At 61.9% G+C, this 17047-nt stretch carries 16 protein-coding genes; 10 read left to right on the top strand and 6 right to left on the bottom strand.

The genetic code is table 11. The annotated features are described in order from the left end of the window. Window positions 1-23: 23 nt before the first annotated feature. The 4 genes from fba to cbbX all read left to right on the top strand — a co-directional run bounded on the left by fba (window position 24) and on the right by cbbX (window position 4103). A complete protein-coding gene (gene fba / locus V1283_RS20815) occupies window positions 24-1109 on the top strand; it encodes a class II fructose-bisphosphate aldolase (protein WP_334388302.1) in 1086 nt (361 codons plus the stop codon). Window positions 1110-1164: 55 nt separating this feature from the next. Next, window positions 1165-2625: a form I ribulose bisphosphate carboxylase large subunit gene (locus V1283_RS20810; RefSeq protein ID WP_334393119.1), complete on the top strand. Its 1461-nt coding sequence runs from the start codon at window positions 1165-1167 to the stop codon at window positions 2623-2625. Between the two features lie 12 nt (window positions 2626-2637). After that, window positions 2638-3057 carry a ribulose bisphosphate carboxylase small subunit gene (locus V1283_RS20805; RefSeq protein WP_334388301.1) on the top strand — a complete coding sequence of 140 codons (420 nt, stop codon included), beginning with the start codon at window positions 2638-2640 and terminating at the stop codon, window positions 3055-3057. Between the two features lie 152 nt (window positions 3058-3209). Then, window positions 3210-4103 (top strand): CbbX protein, encoded by an 894-nt coding sequence (cbbX, locus tag V1283_RS20800; protein WP_334388300.1) that lies wholly within the window; start codon window positions 3210-3212, stop codon window positions 4101-4103. On the opposite strand, the gene V1283_RS20795 is transcribed toward cbbX, so the two are convergent. Beyond that, window positions 4100-4573, bottom strand: coding sequence for an Lrp/AsnC family transcriptional regulator (locus V1283_RS20795; RefSeq protein ID WP_334388299.1), 474 nt, complete (start codon window positions 4571-4573; stop codon window positions 4100-4102). The genes cbbX and V1283_RS20795 overlap by 4 nt on opposite strands. Window positions 4574-4717: 144 nt before the next feature. Between V1283_RS20795 and ald the strand changes: the two genes are divergently transcribed. After that, window positions 4718-5833, top strand: a complete 1116-nt coding sequence (gene ald, locus V1283_RS20790; RefSeq protein ID WP_334388298.1) for an alanine dehydrogenase — start codon at window positions 4718-4720, stop codon at window positions 5831-5833. Between the two features lie 37 nt (window positions 5834-5870). Here the strand turns inward: ald and V1283_RS20785 are convergent, their stop codons facing one another. Continuing rightward, entirely contained in the window at window positions 5871-6788 is a 918-nt protein-coding gene (locus V1283_RS20785) for a LysR substrate-binding domain-containing protein (protein WP_334388297.1), read from the bottom strand. A gap of 212 nt (window positions 6789-7000) precedes the next feature. Between V1283_RS20785 and V1283_RS20780 the strand changes: the two genes are divergently transcribed. The 3 genes from V1283_RS20780 to V1283_RS20770 all read left to right on the top strand — a co-directional run bounded on the left by V1283_RS20780 (window position 7001) and on the right by V1283_RS20770 (window position 9880). Further along, complete coding sequence (locus V1283_RS20780) at window positions 7001-8335, top strand: C4-dicarboxylate transporter DctA (RefSeq protein ID WP_334388296.1); 1335 nt, start codon at window positions 7001-7003, stop codon at window positions 8333-8335. An 87-nt stretch (window positions 8336-8422) separates the two neighbouring features. Beyond that, window positions 8423-8959, top strand: a complete 537-nt coding sequence (locus V1283_RS20775; RefSeq protein ID WP_334388295.1) for an ureidoglycolate lyase — start codon at window positions 8423-8425, stop codon at window positions 8957-8959. A 45-nt stretch (window positions 8960-9004) separates the two neighbouring features. Next, window positions 9005-9880: a bifunctional allantoicase/(S)-ureidoglycine aminohydrolase gene (locus V1283_RS20770; protein ID WP_334388294.1), complete on the top strand. Its 876-nt coding sequence runs from the start codon at window positions 9005-9007 to the stop codon at window positions 9878-9880. 45 nt (window positions 9881-9925) lie between these two features. Here V1283_RS20770 and V1283_RS20765 read toward each other — a convergent pair whose 3' ends face one another. From V1283_RS20765 to V1283_RS20755, 3 genes are read right to left on the bottom strand one after another with little or no spacing between them, the layout of a single operon-like run. After that, the gene (locus tag V1283_RS20765; protein WP_334388293.1) at window positions 9926-10189 is read right to left on the bottom strand and encodes a hypothetical protein; all 264 of its coding nucleotides are present in this window, start codon (window positions 10187-10189) and stop codon (window positions 9926-9928) included. A gap of 54 nt (window positions 10190-10243) precedes the next feature. Continuing rightward, on the bottom strand, window positions 10244-12562 hold the full coding sequence (locus V1283_RS20760) for a xanthine dehydrogenase family protein molybdopterin-binding subunit (RefSeq protein ID WP_334388292.1): 2319 nt from the start codon (window positions 12560-12562) through the stop codon (window positions 10244-10246). A gap of 2 nt (window positions 12563-12564) precedes the next feature. Continuing rightward, a complete protein-coding gene (locus tag V1283_RS20755; RefSeq protein ID WP_334388291.1) occupies window positions 12565-13017 on the bottom strand; it encodes a (2Fe-2S)-binding protein in 453 nt (150 codons plus the stop codon). Window positions 13018-13740: 723 nt separating this feature from the next. On the opposite strand from V1283_RS20755, the gene V1283_RS20750 reads away from it, so the two are divergent. Continuing rightward, window positions 13741-14328 (top strand): QcrA and Rieske domain-containing protein, encoded by a 588-nt coding sequence (locus V1283_RS20750; RefSeq protein WP_334388290.1) that lies wholly within the window; start codon window positions 13741-13743, stop codon window positions 14326-14328. Between the two features lie 72 nt (window positions 14329-14400). Beyond that, a complete protein-coding gene (locus V1283_RS20745; RefSeq protein ID WP_334388289.1) occupies window positions 14401-16125 on the top strand; it encodes a methanol/ethanol family PQQ-dependent dehydrogenase in 1725 nt (574 codons plus the stop codon). Between the two features lie 93 nt (window positions 16126-16218). Here the strand turns inward: V1283_RS20745 and V1283_RS20740 are convergent, their stop codons facing one another. Continuing rightward, window positions 16219-16998 (bottom strand): alpha/beta fold hydrolase, encoded by a 780-nt coding sequence (locus V1283_RS20740; protein WP_334393118.1) that lies wholly within the window; start codon window positions 16996-16998, stop codon window positions 16219-16221. Between the last annotated feature and the right edge of the window lie 49 nt (window positions 16999-17047).

Below are 17047 nucleotides of genomic sequence, written 5' to 3'. Positions count from 1 at the left end.
CCAGAAAACGAATGGAGGCGCCGATGGCCAGAATCACGCTGAGACAATTGCTGGATCATGCCGCCGAGCACGGCTACGGCGTGCCGGCATTCAACATCAACAATATGGAGCAGGGGCTCGCGATCATGGATGCGGCGGCAGCGGTTGATGCGCCCGTGATCATCCAGGCCTCGCGGGGCGCGCGCTCCTATGCCAACGATATCATGCTGGCGAAGATGATAGACGCGCTGGAGGAGATGCATCCGCAGATTCCGCTCTGCCTGCATCAGGACCACGGCAACGAGGAATCAACCTGCGCCACCGCGCTGCAGCACGGCTTCACCTCCGTCATGATGGACGGTTCGCTGAAGGCCGATGCCAGGACTGCGGCGAGCTACGAATATAACGTCGACATCACCCGCCGCGTGGTCGACATGGCGCACTGGATCGGCGCCTCGGTGGAAGGGGAGCTCGGCGTGCTCGGCTCGCTGGAGCATGGTGGCGGCGAGCAGGAAGACGGCCACGGCGTCGAAGGTGAGGTCAGCCACGACCAGCTGCTGACCGATCCCGACCAGGCGGTTGATTTTGTCCGCGCCACCAAGGTCGATGCGCTGGCGATTGCGATGGGGACCTCGCACGGCGCGTATAAATTCTCGCGCAAGCCGGACGGCGACATTCTGGCGATGCGGGTGGTGGAGGAAATCCATCGCCGGCTGCCCAATACGCATCTGGTGATGCACGGCTCGTCGTCGGTGCCGCAGCCGCTGCAGGACGCCTTCAACACGTTCGGCGGCGAGATGCCGCAGACATGGGGGGTGCCGGTCGAGGAAATCGTCCGTGGCATCAAGCATGGCGTCCGCAAGGTCAATATCGACACCGACTGTCGGCTGGCGATGACCGCGGCGTTCCGCAAGGTGGCGGTGCAAAACAGAAACGAATTCGATCCGCGCAAATTCCTGAAACCGGCGATGGATAGTTTGCGCGATCTCTGCCGGGAACGCTTCGAGCAATTCGGCACCGCAGGCCACGCCTCACAGATCAAGGTCATTCCGTTGGCCGAGATGGCAAGGCGTTACCGTTCGGGCGCGCTCGATCCACGCATGGGAGGAATGGCCGATGCCGCCGAATGAACTGATGACTGCCTCGATCCCGACCAGTCGCCGCACACCAAACGAGGAGACCACGATGAACATGCACTCGATGACCGTTCGCGGCAAGGATCGCTACAAGTCCGGCGTTCTCGAATACAAGAAGATGGGCTATTGGGAGCCCGACTACACGCCAAAGGATACGGACATCATCGCGCTGTTCCGGGTGACGCCGCAGGACGGCGTCGATCCGATCGAGGCTTCCGCAGCGGTGGCCGGCGAATCCTCGACCGCGACCTGGACCGTCGTCTGGACCGACCGGCTGACGGCGGCCGAAAAATACCGTGCCAAATGCTTCCGTGTCGATCTCGTGCCGAACTCGCCGGGGCAGTATTTCGCCTACATCGCCTACGACCTCGATCTGTTCGAGCCGGGATCGATCGCCAATTTGTCGGCCTCGATCATCGGCAACGTGTTCGGCTTCAAGCCGCTGAAGGCATTGCGGCTCGAGGACATGCGGCTGCCGGTGGCTTACGTGAAGACATTCCAGGGCCCGGCGACCGGCATCGTGGTCGAGCGCGAGCGGATGGACAAGTTCGGCCGGCCGATGCTCGGCGCCACCGTGAAGCCGAAGCTCGGCCTCTCCGGCCGCAACTACGGACGCGTGGTCTATGAGGCGCTGAAAGGTGGGCTCGACTTCACCAAGGATGACGAGAACATCAATTCACAGCCCTTCATGCACTGGCGGGAGCGGTTCCTCTATTGCATGGAGGCCGTCAACAAGGCGCAGGCTGCGTCTGGCGAGATCAAGGGCACTTATCTCAACGTCACCGCCGGCACCATGGAGGACATGTACGAGCGCGCCGAATTCGCCAAGGAGCTCGGCTCGGTCATCATCATGATCGATCTCGTGATCGGCTACACCGCGATCCAGTCGATGGCCAAATGGGCGCGCCGCAACGATATGATCCTGCATCTGCATCGGGCAGGGCACTCGACCTATACAAGGCAGCGCAGCCACGGCGTCTCGTTCCGCGTCATCGCGAAGTGGATGCGGCTCGCCGGCGTCGATCACATTCATGCCGGCACCGTGGTCGGCAAGCTGGAGGGCGATCCGGCGACCACGCGCGGCTATTACGACATCTGCCGCGAGGACTATAACCCGGCGCGGCTGGAGCACGGAGTGTTCTTCGACCAGCACTGGGCCAGCCTCAACAAATTGATGCCGGTGGCGTCGGGCGGCATTCATGCCGGCCAGATGCACCAGCTGCTCGATCATCTCGGCGAAGACGTGATCCTGCAGTTCGGCGGCGGCACCATCGGTCATCCCATGGGCATCCAGGCCGGCGCCACCGCCAACCGCGTGGCGTTGGAAGCGATGATCCTCGCGCGCAATGAAGGCCGCGACTATCTGCACGAGGGCCCCGAGATTCTGGCCAAGGCGGCAGAGACCTGCACGCCGTTGAAGGCGGCGCTCGAGGTCTGGAAGGACGTCACCTTCAACTATGAATCGACCGACATGCCGGATTACGTCCCAACGCCGTCCGTCGCGATGTAAGGAGAGCAAATCATGCGCATTACCCAAGGCTGCTTCTCGTTCCTGCCCGATCTCACCGACGAGCAGATTTCCCGCCAGGTACAGTATTGCCTGGAGCAGGGCTGGGCGGTGAACATCGAATTCACCGACGATCCGCATCCCCGAAACAATTTCTGGGAAATGTGGGGCCTGCCGATGTTCGATCTCCGCGACGCCGCCGGCGTGATGATGGAGCTGAATGAATGCCGCAAGGTGTATGGCGAGCGCTACATCCGCCTGTCGGCGTTCGATTCCAGCCACGGCTGGGAATCGGTGCGGCTGTCCTTCATCGTCAACCGGCCGAAGGAGGAGCCCGGCTTCCGCCTCGATCGGCATGAAATGGCCGGCCGCAACATCCGCTACACGACCACATCATACGCTGCCGATCGCCCCGAGGGCCGGCGCTACGGTTAGGCATGCGTTCGGTCCGGCAGACGAGTTCTCCCTGAACGTGCCTGCGTCTGCCGGACGCACTGCTCCGTCGCTGCGGAAGCGGCGACGGAGTCTTTTCCGAAACGACGCGTGCAGCGCATTGAGGTTAGCAGATGGACGTGGATATCACCCCAATGACTGAGGCGGTAAACCTGCGCGACGAACTCAAAGCCGTCGGCATCGAGGAGATCCTCTCGCAGCTCGACCGCGAACTGATAGGCCTGAAACCGGTAAAGACGCGTATCCGCGAGATTGCGTCGCTGCTTCTGATCGAACGTATCCGCAAGCGCATGGGCCTGGCGTCGGAAGCACCGACGCTGCACATGTCGTTCACGGGAAATCCCGGCACCGGAAAGACGACGGTGGCGCTGCGGATCGCCAGCATCTTGCACAGGCTCGGTTTCGTGCGCCGCGGCCAGGTCGTGTCGGTGACGCGCGACGAACTGGTCGGGCAATATATCGGCCACACCGCGCCGAAGACCAAGGAGATCCTGAAGAAGGCGATGGGCGGCGTGCTGTTCATCGACGAGGCCTATTATCTGCACCGGCCGGACAATGAGCGCGACTATGGCCAGGAGGCGATCGAGATCCTGCTGCAGGTGATGGAAACGCAGCGTGAGGATCTGGTCGTGATCCTCGCAGGCTACGGCGACCGGATGGACAAGTTTTTCGCCAGTAATCCCGGCTTCCGCTCGCGTATCGCGCACCACATCGACTTCCCGGATTATGCCGACGATGAGCTGCTCGCCATCGCGGAGCTGATGCTGCGAGACATGAACTACGGATTCACCTCGGAAGCGCGTACGGAGTTCGTTCGCTACATCGCATTGCGCAAGAACCAGCCGTTATTTTCAAACGCGCGCTCGATCCGCAACGCATTGGATCGCCTGCGGTTGCGCCAGGCCAATCGCCTCGTCGCCGATCTCGATCATATCCTGACAGCGGACGATATCAGGTCGATTGAGGCGTCGGACGTGCTTGCGAGCCGCGTATTCGGGAACGGCGGAAAATCCGCCGAGGCGGGCTAACGCTGTAACGCCGTTTCAGGGATCGCCCTGCGAACCACTTCGCGCATCGCAAAGCTCGAATGGATGCGCGCGACGCCGGGCATCCGCGAAAGATGCTGCTTGTGGATCCGCTCGAAGTCCGCGATGTCGCGCGCGATCACCTGCAGATGATAGTCGTCGCTGCCCGACATCAGATGGCAGGACACCACGTCGGGACAGCGGGCGATGGCTGCCTCGAATGCGGCGAGATACTCCTCGCTCTGTTTTTCCAGCGTGATGGTGACGACAACCGTCGTGACGAGTCCGAGCGCAGTCGGTTCGAGGTCGGCCCGATAGCCGCGAATGATGCCGGCTTCCTCGAGCTGACGAATGCGACGCGCGCAGGCGGTCGGCGATAGCCCGACCTTTTCGGCGAGTTCGATCTGGCTCGCTCTTGCATCGGAGAGCAACTCAGCCAGAATCCGAAGATCAATACGATCCAGCCCGATCACGCCATTATTCTCTATTAGTTATTATTTCAGCGCAGAATATCTGCGTAAATGGCCCTCGGCAAGCCGCTATTCGCAGAGAAGCGTTGCCTGTTCAAGAGTACTTTTGTTGCATCGGAGAGCAGCTTCCAATGCAGGAGCAAGGCGATGCGGGTCGGTGTGCCCAGGGAAATCAAGGTCGAGGAATACCGCGTCGGTCTGACGCCGGCTTCGGTGCGGGAATATGTGGCGCATGGACATGACGTGATCGTCGAGCAGGGCGCCGGGCTCGGCATTGGCGCCGGCGATGATATCTACCGGTCGGCCGGCGCAGCGATCGTGGACACGGCGGCCGAGATCTTCGCGACCGCCGACATGATGGTCAAGGTCAAGGAGCCGCAGCCGACGGAGTGGCGCCAGCTTCGCGAGGATCAAATCCTCTTCACCTATTTGCACCTGGCGCCGGATACGGCGCAGACCAAAGGGCTCCTGGCATCCGGCTGCACCGCGATCGCCTACGAGACGGTGACGGACGCCCATGGCGGGCTCCCGCTGCTGGCGCCGATGAGCGAGGTGGCGGGACGGCTGGCCATCGAGGCGGCGGGTGCCGCGTTGCGAAAATCGGCAGACGGCATGGGCAAGCTGATCGGCGGCGTGCCCGGCGTCGCTCCGACCAGGATCGCGGTGATCGGCGGTGGCGTGGTCGGTACGCATGCCGCGCGGATGGCCGCAGGTCTTGGCGCCGACATCGTCATCCTTGATCGCTCGCTGCCGCGGCTGCGCGTCCTTGATGAGATGTTCCTCGGTCGCGTTCGCACACGCTACGCGACGCTGGAAGCGATCGAGGAGGAGGTGATCGGCGCGGACGTCGTCATTGGCGCCGTGCTGGTACCGGGCGCCAGTGCGCCGAAACTCGTCTCTCGCGCCCAGCTCGCCCGCATGAAACGTCGCGCCGTGCTGGTCGACGTCGCGATCGACCAGGGGGGCTGCTTCGAGACGTCGCGGCCGACGACCCATCAGGCGCCGACCTATCTGGTTGACGAGATCGTGCATTATTGCGTTGCCAACATGCCTGGCGCCGTGCCTGTCACGTCGAGCCACGCGCTCAACAATGCCACGCTGCCATTCGGCCTTGCGCTGGCCGGGAAGGGCATTCGCGCACTGGTCGAAGATCCGCATCTGCGCGCGGGGCTCAATGTGCATCGCGGGCAGATCACCAACCGTGCGGTCGCCGACAGCCAGAATCTGCCTGCGGAGACGCCCGAGAAAATTCTGGCGGCGTGAAGTCCGCCGGCTGACAGGCGAGGCGCCGGGCCGACCATCAGCTGCTGGCACCGGCCGGGCGGCCTGAATTTCGTTTCTGGCCGAGAAAGCGACGTGCCAGCTTGGTGAAGTTGTGTACGACCATCGAGGTCTCGTCTTTTCTGAACACGAGAAAGACATCGGCGGATGGCGGTGAAGGCCTGATTGGCCGGAATACGATTTCGTCGGTCGTGAAGCGGGCAATTGATTGTGGGACCAGGGCCACTCCGAAGCCCGCGGCGATCAGACTGGGGACCGACTGTGCATCGATGACTTGCTGAGAGACGCGCGGCAGGAAGCCGGCGTCGACACAGCATTTCTGGATGTAACGTGCAAATTCAGAACTTTCGGGCTGCAGGACAATCTGATCCTCCGACGCAAGGTCGCCGAGGGTGATGCGCTTGCGTCGCGCCAGTGGGTGCGTCTTTTGCATCGCAACCACCACCTCTTCGGACCACGCAAGCTCGCTGTGGAGCATATGCTCGGTCGGGATGCTGCGGTTCAGGCTGATGTTTGTCGTGCGATTGAGGAGAGCCGCGATCTGCAGGGCCGGCGCCTGCTCATGCACCGTCATCCTCACCGAAGGCGCGTCCTTTCGATACGCGGCGAGCAGGTCGGCCAGGCGTCCGCGCAGGATGGAGCCGGTTGCTCCGATGTCGAGAGTGCCGACTAGACCGGCGCCGATTGAATGGACCTCGTCCTCGGCCAGTTTGATCTGCTGTTGAATGGCGCGCGCGCGAGCCAGGAGCGCTTCTCCGGCCTGGGTCAACTCGACCTTGCGACTGGTTCTGTGGAGGAGCTGCGTTCTCAACGCGGCTTCGAGCGACTGGATGTGCTGGCTGAGGGGAGGCTGCGAAAGATTCAACCGTCGCGCCGCAGCGGTGAAGCTGCGCTCCTCGGCCACCGCGATGAAGTACCGAAGCTGGCGGAGATCCATAGCGAAATCCTCTAGATCAAGTCGTTCTATATATTGGACGCGCGGTTCGGCATGGTCAACGAATGGTTTGGGGCGCGGCCGGGACGGAAGTCCGGCGGGCGACCATCCGTTTCGAAGCGACGTCAGCGTCGCGGTTAAAAGCAAAAGTGGCACCCGGCCGAGGGCCGACGAAGCCACATCAAATGGAAACACCGACCAAGCGAGGGAACGCCGTGCCAAGGTTATTCAGGTCACTCTTCTTCCAGGTCGTCGTGGCGCTAGCGCTGGGTATCGCGCTTGGCATGGCTCACCCGGATGCCGCTCTTCAGATGAAACCGCTGGGCGATGGCTTCATCAAGCTCATCAAGATGCTGGTTCCGGTGATCGTGTTTTGCGTTGTCGTGCACGGGATCGCCGCTGCCGGGGATCTGTCGAAGGTTGGGCGAGTCGGGGTGCGCGCGCTGATATACTTTGAGGTCATCACGACGATTGCGTTGGTGCTCGGCATTGCGCTCGCCTATTACTTCCAGCCCGGTGCCGGAATGAATATCGATCCGAAGACGCTGGATGCAAAAGCGTTGAGCGGATTCAGCCAAACGGCGGCCCAGGTCGCTGGCGGCGGGGTCTCGGAATTCCTGATGAAACTCATTCCCACGACGGTGGTCGGGGCCTTCACGACCGGCGACATCCTGCAGGTGCTGATCGTCTCGATCATGTTCGGCTGTGCCGTCTCCCTGTGTGGCGAGCGGGCCAAGCCGGTGACGGATTTCATCGGACGTGTGAGTGACATCGTCTTCAAGATGATGAATTTCGTCGTCAGGTTGGCGCCGCTCGGCGTGTTCGGGGCGATCGCATTTACAGTCGGCAAGTACGGCATCGGCTCGCTCAAGCAACTCGGCGGTCTCGTCGCCCTGTTCTATGTGGCCGTGGCCGTTTTTGTCGTCGTCGTGCTGGGCACGGTCATGCGCTTTTCCGGCTTCAGCCTGTTCAAGCTGCTCCGCTACTTGCGCGAGGAACTGACGATCGTTCTCGGCACGGCGGCCGGAGACAGCGTGCTTCCGCAGACCATGCGCAAGCTTGAGCTTCTTGGCATCAAGCCGTCGACCGTCGGACTGGTCATCCCAACGGGATATTCGTTCAACTTGGACGCCTTCTCGATTTACCTGACGCTGGCCGCGGTGTTCATAGCCCAGGCGACCAACACGCCGTTGGCCACAGGTGATCTTCTGGCAATTCTCGGCGTTGCCCTCCTGACGTCGAAGGGCGCCCACGGCGTCCCCGGCTCGGCCATTGTCGTGCTTGCGGCCACCCTCGCAGCCATCCCGGCCATTCCTGCGATCGGACTGGTGCTGATCCTGTCGGTGGACTGGTTCATCGGCATCGCGCGGGCGCTGGGCAACTATATCGGGAATTGCGTCGCCACGGTCGCCGTGGCCTCTTGGGAAGGTGACATCGATCGGGAGAAGGCGCATCGGGTCCTGAATGGACAGGTCGATCCCGGGAGTGCGGAAGCCGAGATCGATCCGGTGGGCCTGGACACCGCTGGAGCGCAGCCTCAGGCGACCTGATATCAGGCACAAGGCGTCCGGTATCGGCTGGACCGAGCGGCCGGTCTGGACGCCTCGCCACGCTCGAAGTTGATCGGAGTTTGAACGATGCTGGCGCTTTCGGTTGCACCTTTGACAAAGGCGGGGTTCGCGCCTTTCGGTGAGGTCGTCGAGACGGAAGATGTGAAGCCGAAACTGATCAACGAAGGATTTGCCAGACGCTATGACGACCTGGCGAAAATTGACGTGGCCTCGGCGGACGGAGAGGTCAATATCAGCCTGTTCATCGGGGCAGTGAGACCGGCGCCGATTGTCATCAGGATGATGGAGCGCCATCCGGTCGGAAGCCAGCTTTTCGTCCCGTTGACCGAGGTGCCCTGGCTGGTGGTCGTTTGCGCAGATCCGGGCATCCCGTCGAGCTACCGGGCGTTTGCTGCGTCGGGACGGCAGGGCGTGAACTACGCGAGAAACTGCTGGCATCATCCGCTACTTGTCACTGCAGACGCCAGTCCGTTCGCTGTCGTCGATCGAAAGGGCGCGGGCAGCAACCTCGAGGAAAAGTGGCTTGAAGAAGCAAACTGGCTGCACATCGCGTTCGATGGTGCGGCAGCAACCCGCCCGGACATCACAGCGAAGCCGGCCTAGTCGTCCGGCGAACGTCCGCAGGAACCATCTTCAAGAGGCCAAGAAATGTCATCTCGAACCTATCACGTCCCAACCGGCGGGCATCCAGCTCAGACCGAGCTTCTGACCGGCCGCGCGGTTTTCACGGACGCCTATGCGGTGATACCAAGGGGCGTCATACGCGACATTGTTGCAAGCTATCTTCCGCACTGGAACGATGCCCGCGTCTGGGTGCTGGCCCGACCGCTATCCGGTTTCGCCGAAACGTTCTCCCACTATCTGATGGACGTGGCGCCGGGCGGCGGAAGCGAATCGCCGGAGCCCGATACGGAAGCGCAGGGCGCGCTGTTCGTGGTTGGCGGTAAGTTGGCCTTGAGGCTCAACGGGACGGAACACGTGTTGCGGCCCGGCGGCTTTGCGTATCTTCCGTCTGGGTGCCGCTGGAGCGTGCTGAACCGCAGCTCCGAAGCGGCGCAATTTCACTGGATCCGGAAGCTGTACCAGCGCGTGCCCGCGGTCGCGACGCCGGAACCCATTGTGACCAACGAAGACTCCATCGCGCCAACGCCAATGCCTCATACGGATGGAAGATGGGCCACGACACGCTTCGTCGATCCATCAGACATCAGGCACGACATGCACATTACCATCGTCACTTTCGAGCCCGGCGCGTCGATTCCGTTCGCGGAGACCCACGTCATGGAGCACGGTCTTTATGTTCTTGAGGGCAAGGCCGTCTACCGGCTCAATCAGGACTGGGTCGAGGTCGAGGCCGGGGACTACATGTGGCTCCGCGCTTTTTGCCCCCAGGCGTGTTACGCCGGTGGGCCTGGGCGGTTCCGTTACCTGCTCTACAAGGACGTGAACCGGCATATGGATCTCCGAGCCCTGAGGCCGGCGGCAGCTTCTGAAAGCCGGCTTGTCGGATGCAATGCCTGCTGAGCAGGAGAGGGACGACCAGGTTTAACAGGCCGAACCTGAACTGCGCTACTTGCCTTTGGTATCGACCTTCTGCTTTTCGTCCTCGTTCATTTTCTTCACGACGGGATCGCGACTGGCTTCGCCGGTGGTCTGGGTTGTCGTGGCCGGCGGGCTTTCGTTGGGCATGGAGGTTTGCCCGGGCGGTGTCGTCGCCGGCCGCGTTGCGGTTGCGCTCGGCGGCGACGTCGTTTGAGCGATCGCCGTCTGAGCATTCAATAGAACCACGCTCGACAGTAGCGACACCGCGAGCGCTGTTGCGTTGGGTTTCATCGGTCTGAACTCCTCTCAGACCAAGGAAACGGCCCGTTCGCTCCAACGTTCCCCTTACGCCTCCAATTGCTTGCCGATCGGCAGGGCGCGGATACGCTTGCCGGTCGCGGCGAAGATCGCGTTGATCAGCGCCGGCGCAAACGGCGGCACGCCTGGCTCGCCGACGCCGCTGGGCGGTGTGTCGGGGCCGGGAGGCACGATGTAGACGTTCGTGACAGCCGGAGACTCGTCGATCCGGATCACCGGGAAATCGTCGAAATTGCCCTGCTGCACCTTGCCGTCCTTGAAGGTGATCGCGCCATGTTTGGCGAGGCTCATGCCCATGATCGCGGCGCCCTCGATTTGCGACTGGATCCGCTCCGGATTGACGTAGGTTCCGCAGTCTATGGCGGTATCGACCCGCGGCACGGTGAGCTTGCCCTTGTCGTCAACGGCCACCTCGACGATGGTCGCGATGTAGCTGACGAAGCTGCGGTGCGCGGCAATGCCGAGCCCGTGACCCTTGGGGACGGACCGGCCCCAACCGCCCTTGTCCGCGACCAGTTCGACGACCTTGCGAAGACGCGCGGTATCGATCGGATAGCTGTCATAGGGCTCGCCGTAGTTCCAAAGGTCTTTCACCGAATCGAGCTTGACGATCCGCGGAGAGCCGATCAGCTCCAGCAGCATGTCCTTTGGATCGCGTTTGGTCGCCTGCGCAAGTTCGGCCACCATCGACTGCACCGCGAAGGCGCGCGGGATGTTCGACACCGAGCGGAACCAGCCAATGCGGGTATGCGCGGCCGCTTCCGGATTCTCGCACTGGACGTTGGCGATCTCGAAGGGCATGTCGACAAGCCCCATGCCGAGTTCAAACGGGGCCTGATGCACTGCACCAGCGGCAAATGTCGAGGCGATGCTCGGCGCGACGCTGCGATGCCGCCACGCCGTCACCTTGCCGCTCTTGTCGATGCCGGCCTCGATGCGTTCCACCGAGACGGTGTGCAGGAAGCCGTTGCGAACGTCGTCTTCCCGCGTCCATTGCACCTTTACGGGGGCTCCGAGCTCTTTTGAAAGCAGCGCCGCTTCGAGGGCGTAGTCGCATTTCGACTTGCGCCCGAAACCGCCGCCGAGCAGGGTGACGTTGACGGTGACATTCGCCTCGGGAATCCCGAGCGTTTTGGCGACGTCCTCGCGTGTTCCGCCCGCGCTTTGCACCGGCCCCCAGATCTCTGCCTTGTCGCCGCTGACGTTCGCGACCGCAGCCGGCGGCTCCATGGCGACATGGGCAAGATGCGGCAGATAGTACTCACCCACGATCACCTTGTCGGCGCCCTTCAGAGCGGCCTCCACGTCACCCTCCTTACGCAGCACCAGGCCGGGCTTCCGCGCGGCTGCCTCCAGTTCGGCCCGGTAGGCGACCGATTCGTATTTGCTGTTGGGGCCATCGTCCCAGACGATCTTCAGGGCGTCGCGCCCCTTGATCGCCGCGCCGGTGTTGCGCGCGATCACCGCGACGCCGCCGAGTGGTTGGAATTTTGAAGGCCACGGCCAGCCCTTGACTTCCATGACCTTCTCGACGCCGGAAACCTTCATCGCCGCCGCCCCGTCAAACGACGCGACCTTGCCGCCGGTCACCGGCGGCCGGGCAATGACGGCATATTTCATGCCGGGCAGGCGGACATCGGCGCCGTAACGCGCGGTGCCTACCGTGATGTCGCGCAGATCGACCATGCTGATCTGGCCTTTGCCCAGATAGCGGAAATCCTTTGGGTCTTTCAGCTTCAGGCCTTCGACGCTCGGTACCGACTCCTTGGCGGCATCGGCTGCCAGATCGCCAAAGCCAATGCGGCGTCCGCTCGCGCTGTGGACGACTTCGTGATTGACCGCCTTCACTTCGGTTGCCGGCACACCCCAGCGCTTCGCCGCTGCGCCTTCGAGCATCGTGCGGGCCGAGGCGCCGATTTGACGCATCGGCATCAGGTAGTGACGCGTACTGCGCGATCCATCGGTATCCTGGTTGCCGAATTTGACCTCGTCGCCATGCGCCTGCTGGACGCGAACGCGCGACCAGTCGGCCTCCAGCTCTTCGGCAACGATCATCGGAAGGCTGGTGCGGACGCCGGTTCCCATCTCGGCGCGGTGCGCGACGATCGTGACAATGCCATCGGGCGCGATCGCGACGAACACGCGCGGGTCCACGACGGTGCCGTGCGGCATCTTGTCTGCGCCGGTCTGGTACGCGGCAAGGGCGGGGCGTGACATCACAGGGGCGGCCAAAACGAAGCCACCGGCCAGTCCGAGGCCCTTCAGGATGCTGCGGCGCGAAACGTTGTCGACTTTGACGTATCGCTCAAAGCCGCGGAGCTTCTTGGGATTGGTGAGAATGTTCATGATCATACCCCCGTCGAAGCGAGGTGGACCGCGTTTTCGATGCGCTGATAGCAGCCGCAGCGGCAGATATTGCCCGCCATCGCCTCGCGTATCTGATCGTGGTTGGGTTTCGGATTTTCGATCAACAGGGCCGCGGCCTGCATGATCTGGCCGACCTGGCAAAAACCGCATTGTGGGACATTGAGCTGGCGCCAGGCCTTCTGGACCGCGTGATCACCCGTCGGGTGAAGGCCTTCGATCGTCGTGACCTCTCGACCGACCACGTCGGAAACCGACGTGACGCAGGCGCGCGTCGCCTGCTTGTCGACGATCACGGTACAGGCGCCGCAAAGCGCCTGGCCGCAGCCGTATTTCGTACCCGTCAGTCCGGCTTCATCGCGGAGAAACCAGAGGAGTGGGAGGTCGGGATCGCCATCCCAGTTCTTTTGCTGGCCGTTAATCTTCAAAGTAATCATGATCAACCCTCGCTCTTCGTAAGCTGCTGATGGTAGCTCCGACGTGAGCGAAAAACGTTACGGCTGATCGCTCAACGCCGTCGCTTCGAAATTCCTTGCTGTCTTGCCTGGCTGGGATTTCTTTGAGCCATCCTCCTGATCATTATTATTAGCTGTTGTTCAGTCGGCCGCGCTTGGCGGATCGGCCGCCACAAGGCGTTCTACATTTGCTTCCGCATGTTTGGCGAAAGCGGGGCATCGGCAAAGAATTGCATTTGGTCAGCAACGCTGACGCAGCGGGCGCGAGCAAAAGTAATTGTCGTCAAACTTGAACGTTGGTGTCAGAACAAGGTGTGGGAACGCCTCTTCCACGTCGCCCGGCGTAGCAAGGACTTTCACCAGTTGCGCTCAGGGGGACACCGACGTTCGTCGAACGCTTCGCGTCGACTCCGGCAATTCTCGGCCGCACGTGCGATAACGCACCGCACACCGCAGAAGGCTGAGCTGTTCTGCGAAATACGCATGATGCGCTGATCGGCGGTTAGGGTCGCACGAAATGCATTGGCTCTCGTTGTTGCTGGCTTTTCCTGGAATCGCTGACGCATCTGGAAAGAGTATTGTGCAAACGACAAATTTGCTTGTCGCCATTCTTTTGACCGACTCCCTCCTTCAGTTTGCGTGATGTGCAAATCGGATCAGCCCACAGCGTCGATCACAAGCACAGGCGCGGAACCCGCGACAGCGATGTGTCAGGATCCGACACGGCGCGCACTCATCCTGACGGTTCTCGCCACGGGAGCCTGCGTCGCGTCGTCCAGGTCCTCCGTTGCCGAGGAAGATTTGCCGGGCAGCAACGAGCGGCCTCAGAAAGCCGACGTGCTGGTTTTCTCCGAAGGGGAACATGCCGGCGAGGTGATCAAGCCGCAGGACCTGAAAGTTGGTGGGCCGCCGGTGCGGGCCTGGCCAAAGGATCCCAGGACATCGGTAATCCGCAAGGGCTCGCGCCTGAACGAGGTGCTCGTCGTAAAACTCGACCCGGCCGAACTGGACGAAGAGACACGTTCGCGTGCTGCCGGCGGCGTCGTGGCCTATTCGGTAATCTGCGTCCACACGGGTTGCCCGATCACCGCATGGGTGAAGGCGGCAAACAGCGACAAGGACGTGTTCAAATGCGTTTGCCATAATTCGGAATATGATCCCAGGCAAAGTGCGCAAGTAATCTTTGGACCGGCGCCCCGGCGTCTGCCGGCGCTTCCGTTGGAGCCGGACGACGGTCCACTTACGGTGGCCGCAACATTTGTTGGAAAGGTAGGTGCACAGCAGGCCAGGTGACGGCCGCCCGCCGTCGATCCACGACAAAGGAAAACAGAATTCGTGAGATGAAAACAAAGGGGAGGATTTGTTATGGCCTTGAAGCAATGGCTTTTGTCGGGTTTGCTCGCGTCCACATGCCTCGTTTCGATCGCTGCCGCAGGCCCGATCGAGAACTACAGCCCGGTGACGGCCGAGCGACTCAAGAATCCCGAACCCGGCAACTGGATGCATTACCGCCGGACCTATGACGGCCAGGGATACAGCCCGCTCGACCAGATCAACACCTCGAACGTGAAAAACCTGACGCCGGTGTGGACGTTCTCGACCGGCGTGATCGAGGGACACGAGGCGCCCCCGATCATCAACAATGGCGTGATGTTCGTTGCAACGCCGTCGGGGCAGGTGATTGCGCTCAACGCCAAGACCGGCGACGAGTACTGGCGATACAAGCGCCAGCTTCCGGAAGACCTCTTTCAACTGCACCCGACCAATCGCGGCGTGGGGCTGTGGCAGGACAAGGTGTACCTCGCCACGACGGACGACCATGTGGTCGCGCTCGAGGCCAAGACCGGCAAAGTGGTCTGGGATACCAAGGTTCAGGACTACAAGAAGGGGCAGTATTTGACCCTGATGCCGTTGGTCGTCGACGGTAAGGTGATCGTCGGCGGTTCCGGTGGCGAGCTCGGCGTGCGCGGTTACGTCGTTGCGTACGACGCCGAAACAGGCAAGGAATTGTGGCGAACCTTCACCATTCCCGGCACGGGTGAGCCAGGTAACGAAACGTGGAGCGGCGACGACTGGAAAACGGGTGGCGGATCTGCCTGGATGACAGGCAACTACGATCCAGACACCAAGACAGTCTATTGGGGCACCGGCAACGCCGCGCCTTGGCCGGGCGACACTCATTCCGGCGACAATCTCTACACAAGTTCAGTGCTCGCGCTCGATCCCGATAGCGGCAAGATGAAAACCTACTTCCAGTATCATCAAAACGATTCCTGGGATTGGGACGAGGTGGATGCACCAATGCTGGTCGACCTGCAAAAGGACGGGCGCACGATCAAGAGTCTTATTCATCCGGGTCGCAACGCGATTTTCTGGGTACTGGAGCGCAAGCCGGACAGCATTAAATATGTGGCTGGCTGGCCCTTTGTTCATACCGACGTCTGGAAAGGCATCGAGCCCGAGAGTGGCAAGCCGATTGTCGACCCGGCTCACAAGCCGGTTATTGGCAAGCGGGTTGAATTCTGTCCTTCGTTGTGGGGCGGCAAGGATTGGCCGTCGGCAGCGTATAGTCAGAAGACCGGATTGGTCTACGTTCCGGCCAACGAGAATTTCTGCGGCGGCTTCACCGGTGAGAAAGTGCCGTTGGTTGCCGGCCAGCTCTGGCTCGGGACCAAGCCCGAGGATATCGGCTTGACGCCTCGTCCCGGCGCGACCCACTTTGGCGAGTTGCAGGCGTGGGATCCGGCCACGGGCAAGAAGGCCTGGTCGCACAATTTCCCGAAGTCACAACTGTTCGGTTCGGTGACCGCTACCGCCGGCGACCTCATCTTTGTCGGCGGCACCAATGACCGGATGTTCCGCGCCTTCCATGCCAAGACCGGCGAACTGCTTTGGGAGCAAAAGACCAACTCCGGCATCATGGCCATGCCGATCGCCTATGAGGTGGACGGCACGCAGTATATCGCCGTCCAGTCGGGCTGGGGCGTCGACGCGCAACGCATCCAGGACGGATTGGTGGGCAAGGTCCCAGGCCTGGAGAACAACGTGCCTCAGGGCGGCGTTGTTTGGGTGTTCGCCGTCAAGAAGTGACCGCGGAAAGATCCGGCGTCTGGCCGCTGCACAGGCAGTGGCCAGGCGCCGCCGCGCGGCACGTTTCATGAGTTCTTTGCCGCACAGGCTTCGTCAAGCTTGCTGTCCCGCGGCTTCGAGGATGAGCCGCGTGATTTCCTCGGGCTGTGAAATCAGGGAGAGATGACTGGCCTTCACCTCGATGGTCTTGGCTCCCATCCGTTTGGCCATGAAGCGCTCAAGGTCGGGATTGATGGTGCGATCTTCCGTGGAGACGGCGTAGTAGCTCGGCTTCGTCAGCCATGCCGCGTGCGCAGTCTTGCCGGTAAGCAGGGCCTTATGGAACGGCTGCTGCACGGCGTAAAGAACCTTCGCCTTTGCTGCGGGCAGGTCGCCCGCGAAATCACGCAAGAAGGCCTCTTCTGAAAGACGTCCTTCATCGCCATCGAACACGATCCCCGCGCTCGCTGGCGGCGTCGGGAATGTCTTGGCCAAAGCGGTATAATCCTCGCCGGCATCGGGCGCGCGCGCCGCCACATAGACCAGCGCAGAAACATTCGGATGCACGCCGGCTTCTGTGACGATCATGCCGGAAAAGGAATGGCCGACCAGAACCGTCGGGCCATCCTGACGCGCCAGCACGCGCTCGGCCGAAGCGACCGCTTCGGGCAGCGTTGTCAACGGGTTTTGCACGGAAGTGGCGTTGAGACCCGCCGCCTGTAATCGCGCAATCACTTCGGTCCAGCACGATCCGTCGGCGAACAGCCCGTGCACGAGCACGACATTGCGTGCCTTTGTCGGAGTTGCATTTGCGGCCATGCCGCGTGTGGAGAGCAGCGAAGCTGCTGCACCGGCAAGCAGGGCGGTCGAAAAGGCGCGTCGGCTTATCATGATGTCTACTCCTTCATTTGAGGTGTCACTGGAAGTACGATTTGGTGGGGCT

The sequence above is a fragment of the Bradyrhizobium sp. AZCC 2262 genome (genome assembly GCF_036924535.1).
Lineage (GTDB): Bacteria > Pseudomonadota > Alphaproteobacteria > Rhizobiales > Xanthobacteraceae > Bradyrhizobium.
The sequence above is the reverse complement of the archived record's forward strand: the minus strand, read 5'-3'. Positions and strand labels throughout refer to the sequence as shown.